We start from the raw sequence: 7,166 nt of genomic DNA, 5'->3' as shown, positions 1-7,166 counted from the left end.
GAGGCGATCGGCCAGGGCCAGTTCGAGCTCCTTGAGATCTGAGGCGGTGAGGGTCATGGCTCGGTTTTGGAGCGTTGGGTTTCGGCTGGGGGGGCCGGGCGCATGGCGATCACCACCCCGGCGTGCACCAGCAGCACTGCCAGCCAGCCAAGGGTGAGCCAGTTGAGGTGAATCCAGGGATGGCGCAGTTCCTGCACGACCCAGAGGCCGCTGTTCAAGGCAGAAAACAGGGCGGCGTGAAGGGTGAGGTTCACGATCCGCTCAAAGTGTCTGTAGGTGGGTTCTTCAGGGTTGGCGGGGCCGTACCAGCGAATCGGCATAGGAGGGGCAGTGATTTGACGGATAGGCCCTTCATGCGGTGAGAATGGGCCAGTGCGCTTGTAGCTCAGCGGATTAGAGCATCTGACTACGGATCAGAGGGTCGGGAGTTCGAATCTCTCCAGGCGCGTTTTTTCCCCCAACCGCCCTCGGGCGGTTTTTTTTGTGCCCGATTCGCGACCCATTCCCCGCACTGGAAGACGTTCCTTACGATCGGTACAAGAATTGAAATCCAACCATGGCCCTCACCGGCGGTGCTGCCCTCAACCAGTCTCTCGCCGATGGGGACCCCGCCATCGCGGCATTGATCGGCAAGGAGCTGAATCGTCAGCAGACCCACCTGGAGCTGATCGCCTCGGAAAACTTCACCTCCCGGGCCGTGATGGAGGCCCAGGGCTCGGTGCTCACCAACAAATACGCCGAGGGGCTACCCCACAAGCGCTACTACGGCGGCTGCGAGCACGTCGACGCCATCGAGGAGCTGGCGATTGGCCGGGCCAAGGAGCTGTTTGGTGCCGCCTGGGCCAACGTGCAGCCCCACAGCGGCGCCCAGGCCAACTTCGCCGTCTTCCTGGCCCTGCTCCAGCCCGGAGACACGATCCTGGGCATGGATCTGAGCCACGGCGGCCACCTCACCCACGGCTCGCCTGTGAACGTGAGCGGCAAGTGGTTCAAGGCCGTGCACTACGGCGTCGATGAGGCGACCCAGCAGCTCAATTTCGACACGATCCGCCAGCTGGCCCTGGAGCACAGGCCCAAGCTGATCGTGTGCGGCTATTCCGCCTACCCCCGCACGATTGATTTCGCGGCCTTCCGCGCCATCGCCGATGAGGTGGGCGCCTACTTGCTGGCCGACATGGCCCACATCGCCGGGCTGGTGGCCGCTGGCTTGCACCCCAACCCGGTGCCCCTTTGCGATGTGGTGACCACCACCACCCACAAGACCCTGCGCGGCCCCCGCGGTGGCCTGATCCTCTGCCGCGACGCCGAGTTTGCCAGGCAGTTCGACAAGGCCGTCTTCCCCGGCAGCCAGGGCGGCCCGCTCGAGCACGTGATCGCCGCCAAGGCGGTGGCCTTCGGTGAAGCCCTGCTGCCCTCCTTCAAGGTCTACAGCCAGCAGGTGATCGCCAATGCCCAGGCCCTGGCCAAGCGCCTTCAGGAGCGCGGCATCGCCGTGGTCAGCGGTGGCACCGACAACCACATCGTGCTGGTGGATCTGCGCTCGATCGGCATGACCGGCAAGGTGGCCGACCTGCTGGTGAGTGACGTCCACATCACCGCCAACAAGAACACGGTGCCCTTCGATCCCCAGTCGCCCTTTGTCACCAGCGGTCTGCGCCTGGGCACTGCCGCCTGCACCACCCGCGGCTTCGATCAGGAGGCCTTTGCCGAGGTGGCCGATGTGATCGCCGACCGCCTGCTCAACCCCGAGGATGCCGCCATCGAGCAGCGCTGCCGCGAGCGGGTGGCTGCTCTCTGCGAGCGCTTTCCGCTCTACGCCGAGGAGTCCGGGGCAGATCTTGTCGATGGGCAGCGTCAGCTGCAGCACGCCCGATCCCTGTAGCCGCCCGTAAGGTAGGCGCCAAAGCCCGCCGCCGGCCCGCTTCAGCCTGGTTCTGTGACCCTCATTGAAAGTCCCAACCTGGCGGCCCTGATCACGTTCGCTGTGGCGGCCCTACTGACAGCTCTGGTGGTGCCTGTGGTGCGTCGAGTTGGGTTGCGCTGGGGTCTGGTGGATGCCCCCGATTCCCGCAAGCAGCACTCCACTCCCATGGTGCGCCTGGGAGGGGTGGGCATTGTCATCTCCTTCAGCCTTGCCCTGGCGCTGGTTTGGCTGCTGGGTGGATTTGCCAACCTGCCCATGGAAAAGGACCAGTTGATCTGGACCACCCTGGCCGGGGCGCTGTGCTTTTTTCTGATCGGCCTGGCCGACGACCTCTTTGCCCTGCCACCGCTACCCCGCCTGGCTGGCCAGCTGGCGATTGCAATGGTGGCCTGGAACGAGGGTGTGAGGATTGGCTCTATAGAGCTGCCCATGGCCTGGCTGGGGGGAGCGGATCTGCTGCTCCAGTTGCCCGATTGGCTCAGCCTGGTTGCCACCCTGATCTGGCTGGTGGGCATCACCAATGCCATCAACTGGCTTGATGGTCTCGATGGCCTGGCGGCGGGGGTCAGCGGCATCGCCGCGGTGGGTCTGTTGTCGGTGAGCTTCAGCCTGCACCAACCGGCGGCTGGCCTGCTGGCGGCGGCCCTGGCCGGCAGTTGCCTGGGCTTTCTGCGCCACAACTTCAATCCGGCCCGCATTTTCATGGGGGATGGGGGTTCCTATTTCCTCGGATTCGCCCTGGCGGCCATCAGCATCGTCGGCCCGGCCAAGGGGCTCACCAGCGTCAGCCTGCTGTTGCCGTTGCTGATCCTGTCGCTGCCGCTGGCCGACATGTCGGCCGTGATCATGGGCCGCCTCAGCGAGGGCCACTCGCCCTTCTACCCCGACCGCCGCCACTTGCATCACCGCCTGCTGCGCAGCGGCCTCAGCCATCGCCGCACGGTGCTGCTGATCTATGCCTTCACCCAGTGGCTGGGTTCCCTGGCCCTGGTGCTGGTCAATGCTGAGCTGCGCTTTCTCTGGTTGGCGCTCGCCACCGCGTTGCTGATCTGGGTGTTGGTCAGCACCCGTCGTGCCTTGCAACAGCCACCTTCCAACAAGGAGCTCGGATGAGGTGACTGCCGAAATCCTGTGCATCGGTACCGAGTTGCTACTAGGCAACATCACCAATGGCAACGCCCGCTGGATTGCCGAACAGCTGGCGGCCCTGGGCATTCCCCACCACCGCCAGACGGTGGTGGGCGACAACCGCGAGCGGCTGATAGCCGCGGTGCGCGAGGCGGCCGGCCGCTGCCGGCTGCTGATCACCACGGGGGGACTGGGTCCCACCCCCGATGACCTCACCACCGAGGCGATTGCCGCCGCCTTCGGGGCCCCGCTGGTGGAACATCCAGAGGTGTGGGCTGACATTCAGGCCAAGATCACAGCCCGGGGTCGGGCGGTGGCACCCAGCAATCGCCGCCAGGCCCAGCTGCCCCTGGGGGCGGCCGTGCTGCCCAATCCCGCCGGCACCGCACCGGGGATGGTCTGGACCCCGCCGGCTGGCGCGGGGATCCAGCCCGGGTTCACCGTGCTCACCTTCCCCGGGGTGCCCAGTGAGCTGGAGCTGATGTGGCAGGTCACGGCCGTGGCCTGGTTGCGCGGCTCCACCCTCGCGGCTGGGGTGTTCGCCAGTCGGATGCTGCGCTTTTGGGGGGTGGCCGAATCCAGCCTGGCCGAGCAGGTGGCCGATCTGCTGGCGGGCGAGAACCCCACCGTGGCCCCCTACGCCGGGGCCGGGCAGGTGAAGCTGCGGATCACGGCCCGGGGCGACACGGCGGCGGCGGCAGCGGCGCTGCTGGTGCCGGTGGAGGCCGAGCTGCGCCGCCGCACCGGCAGTCTCTGTTTCGGCAGCGACGACGACAGCCTGGCCTCGGTGGTGCTGCAGTTGTTGCGGCAGCGGGGCCAGACGCTGGCCGTGGCTGAGAGCTGTACGGGCGGCGGCCTGGGGGCAGCCCTGGCGGCGGTGCCGGGGGCTTCGGATGTGTTTCTTGGCGGGGTGATCGCCTATGCCAATGCTGTCAAGCAGGAGTTGCTGGCGGTGCCGCTGGCCGCCCTTGAGGCTGATGGAGCGGTGAGTGATTCGGTGGCTACAGCCATGGCCGAGGGGGTCCGCCGCAGGACAGGAGCCACCTGGGCCCTCGCTGTGACCGGCGTGGCCGGGCCCGGGGGAGGCAGTGGCGATAAGCCCGTGGGGTTGGTGCATATCGCCCTCGCCGGTCCGGCTGGCTGCAGCAGCGAGGGGGTGCGCTTCGGCAGCAGCCGGGGGCGCAGCTGGATCCAGTTGCTGACGGTGGGTGAGGCCCTCAATCGGCTGCGGCTGGCCCTCTAGGGTGTGGGGAAATGTGTCTGCATCCGCTTTGAGCGCCGGCACCCTCTACGACAAGGTCTGGGATCTGCACCGGGTGGCCGAACTTCCCGGCGGCTCCACCCAGCTCTTCATCGGCCTGCATCTCATCCATGAGGTGACCAGTCCCCAGGCCTTCGCTGCCCTCAACGACCTGGGCCTGAGCGTGCGCCACCCCGAGCGCACCGTCGCCACGGTGGATCACATCGTGCCCACTACCTCCCAGGCGCGGCCCTTCGCCGATCCCTTGGCCGAACAGATGCTGGCCACCCTGGAGGCCAACTGCGCTGAGCACGGGATCACCCTGCATGGCATCGGCAGCGGCCGCCAGGGGATCGTGCACGTGATCGCCCCCGAGCTCGGCCTGACCCAGCCCGGCATGACCGTCGCCTGCGGCGACTCTCACACCTCCACCCACGGGGCCTTCGGTGCCATCGCCTTCGGCATCGGCACCAGCCAGGTGCGCGACGTGCTGGCCAGCCAGAGCCTGGCGATGGGCAAGCTCAAGGTGCGTCGCATCTGGGTGGAAGGGCAGCTGCAGAGCGGTGTCTATGCCAAGGATCTGGTGCTGCATGTGATCCGCAGCCTGGGGGTGAAGGGCGGTGTGGGCTATGCCTACGAGTTCGCCGGCCCGGCGATCGAGGTGCTCTCGATGGAAGAGCGCATGACCCTCTGCAACATGGCGATCGAGGGCGGTGCCCGCTGCGGCTACGTCAACCCCGACCAGATCACCTTCGACGATCTGAAGGGTCGGCCCTTTGCGCCTGCCGGTGCGGCCTGGGATCGGGCCGTGGCCTGGTGGAGCAGCCTGGCCAGTGGGCCTGATGCGCTGTATGACGACGAGGTGCGCTTCGATGCAACCGCCATCGCCCCCACCGTGACCTGGGGAATCACCCCGGGCCAGGGCATCGGTGTAGACGAAGCGGTGCCCACCCTCGAGCAGACCCCCCCAGACGAGCGCCCCCTGGCCCAGGAGGCCTATCGCTACATGGACCTCCAGCCAGGCAAGCCGATAGCCGGCACGCCGGTGGATGTGTGTTTCATCGGCAGCTGCACCAACGGCCGTCTCTCCGATCTGCAGGCGGCTGCAGCCGTGGCGAAGGGCCGCCGGGTGGCCCCCGGCATCAAGGCCTTTGTGGTGCCTGGTTCCGAGCAGGTGGCAGCCGCTGCTGAGGCTGAGGGGCTCGATCGGGTATTCCTGGCGGCCGGCTTCGAGTGGCGAGAACCCGGCTGCTCGATGTGCCTGGCCATGAACCCCGATCGCCTCGAGGGCCGCCAGATCAGCGCCAGCTCCTCCAACCGCAATTTCAAGGGCCGCCAGGGTTCCGCCAGTGGCCGCACCCTGCTGATGAGCCCAGCGATGGTGGCCGCAGCAGCCATCGCTGGCAAGGTCAGCGATGTGCGCCAGCTGTTGCCCACCATGCCGTGCCAGTAGCGATGACCAGTTCGCCATTCCCCATGGGCCCCATCCCAGCCCTGCGCGGCCGGGCTGTGGTTGTGGCCGGAGACGATATCGACACCGATCGGATTATCCCGGCCCGCTTCCTCAAGTGCATCACCTTTGAGGGGCTGGGCAGTCAGGTGTTCGCCGACGACCGGGCCGAACGCCCCGCCAGCCACCCCTTTGATCACCCAGCAGCGCAGGGCGCTTCCCTGTTGGTGGTGAATCGCAACTTCGGTTGTGGATCCAGCCGGGAACATGCGCCCCAGGCCCTGATGCGCTGGGGCATTCGGGCAGTGGTGGGGGAGAGCTTCGCCGAGATTTTCTATGGCAACTGCCTGGCCTTGGGCATTCCCTGTTTCACGGCCCCCCATGACTTAGTGCTGAGCCTGCAGGCGGCACTGGCCGCCATCCCCACGCTCGAGCTTGTCGTTTGCCTGGATACCCTTCGACTCGAGGCAGCTGATGGCCAGAGTTGGCAACTTGAGTTGCAGCCAGGTCCACGCCAGATGCTGCTCTCGGGTCAGTGGGACGCCACCTCCCAGTTGCTCTCCAATGGTGCTGAACTCGATCGCTTGGTTGGGGCCTTGCCCTACCTCAGCGGATTCTAGGCCTGGGCACGAAGGGGGTGCCGGTGCCTGCGAAGTTGAAGTCGTTGAGTTTGACCCGGATGCCACCAATCCCGTCGTAGGGGCTGTAGAAAACCCCGATCTCATAGGAGCGCCGTTGTAGTTTCAGCTCCATATAGGAATAGGAAGCATCGCCGTAAAACTTCGAGCGGCTATCAATATTGAAGGTGGCGCCAGCTTCAACTACCAGTGGCCCATAGATCTGCTGGGCTACCTGAAAACTCACCGTGCGAAGGTCCACGGTTCGGTCAAAACCAAATGGGCTGGCCCCATTCAAAAAAGTGCCGGCAATGGAGGTGGAGAAGCGGGTGTAATCGAAAAAGGGTTTGTCGAATTGGCCAATGGTGAAGGCGGGGCCACCCCAGAGGGTGAGTGTGTTCTGACTGGCGCCGTCGCTGTAGCTGGCTACATAACCGCTTGCGCCAAAGTCGAGCCCAAAGCCTGGAACTACCGGGGATGGTGCATAGCGAAAACCGCGGGTGGGGTCATCGCTGGTATCGAGAGCTGCTCCCTGCCAGAGCTGAAGGGTGCTGCTGATCGCCAGGTTGGCGTAGCTGCGCCAAAGGGTTTCGAGGGTGTTGGTTTCAAATAGTGTTGCTTCGTAGTTGCCGGATTGGGCGGCCCAATTTAGGCTAACTGGCTGAAAGAATGGCCCCTTGCTGCGTGCGACAGTTACCTGCTCGGCTGCCTGATCTGTTACCTGATTTGTTGCCTGATCTGTTGGGCCGGGCGTTTTCGATGGCCGCGGTGATTTTGGTTTGTTGAGCACTATGCTGCCCGCTAAAT

The 7,166-nt window shown here is 65.6% G+C and carries 7 protein-coding genes and 1 tRNA gene; 6 read left to right on the top strand and 2 right to left on the bottom strand.

Features of this window, described 5'->3' with window-relative positions; translation table 11 throughout:
• Window positions 1-53 precede the first annotated feature (53 nt).
• Entirely contained in the window at window positions 54-320 is a 267-nt protein-coding gene (locus tag KBZ07_RS13850) for a hypothetical protein (RefSeq protein ID WP_254932162.1), read from the bottom strand.
• 54 nt (window positions 321-374) lie between these two features.
• Here KBZ07_RS13850 and KBZ07_RS13845 point away from each other — a divergent pair.
• The 6 genes from KBZ07_RS13845 (at window position 375) to KBZ07_RS13820 (ending at window position 6,362) form a co-directional block, all read left to right on the top strand.
• Window positions 375-448, top strand: a tRNA-Arg gene (locus KBZ07_RS13845).
• A gap of 108 nt (window positions 449-556) precedes the next feature.
• A complete protein-coding gene (glyA, locus tag KBZ07_RS13840; protein ID WP_254932161.1) occupies window positions 557-1,882 on the top strand; it encodes a serine hydroxymethyltransferase in 1,326 nt (441 codons plus the stop codon).
• A gap of 54 nt (window positions 1,883-1,936) precedes the next feature.
• Window positions 1,937-3,037: a glycosyltransferase family 4 protein gene (locus KBZ07_RS13835; protein WP_254932160.1), complete on the top strand. Its 1,101-nt coding sequence runs from the start codon at window positions 1,937-1,939 to the stop codon at window positions 3,035-3,037.
• A 1-nt stretch (window position 3,038) separates the two neighbouring features.
• Window positions 3,039-4,295, top strand: coding sequence for a competence/damage-inducible protein A (locus tag KBZ07_RS13830; protein ID WP_254932159.1), 1,257 nt, complete (start codon window positions 3,039-3,041; stop codon window positions 4,293-4,295).
• A 28-nt stretch (window positions 4,296-4,323) separates the two neighbouring features.
• Window positions 4,324-5,745, top strand: coding sequence for a 3-isopropylmalate dehydratase large subunit (gene leuC / locus KBZ07_RS13825; RefSeq protein ID WP_254932158.1), 1,422 nt, complete (start codon window positions 4,324-4,326; stop codon window positions 5,743-5,745).
• Between the two features lie 2 nt (window positions 5,746-5,747).
• Window positions 5,748-6,362 carry a 3-isopropylmalate dehydratase small subunit 2 gene (locus KBZ07_RS13820; protein WP_254932157.1) on the top strand — a complete coding sequence of 205 codons (615 nt, stop codon included), beginning with the start codon at window positions 5,748-5,750 and terminating at the stop codon, window positions 6,360-6,362.
• Here the strand turns inward: KBZ07_RS13820 and KBZ07_RS13815 are convergent.
• On the bottom strand, window positions 6,349-7,166 hold an 818-nt coding region (locus KBZ07_RS13815), incomplete at its 5' end, for a DUF3769 domain-containing protein (RefSeq protein ID WP_254932156.1). The two genes, KBZ07_RS13820 and KBZ07_RS13815, sit on opposite strands and share 14 nt — an antisense overlap.

The sequence above is a fragment of the Cyanobium sp. BA20m-14 genome, assembly GCF_024346295.1.
This window is presented reverse-complemented; position numbering and strand designations above follow the sequence as displayed.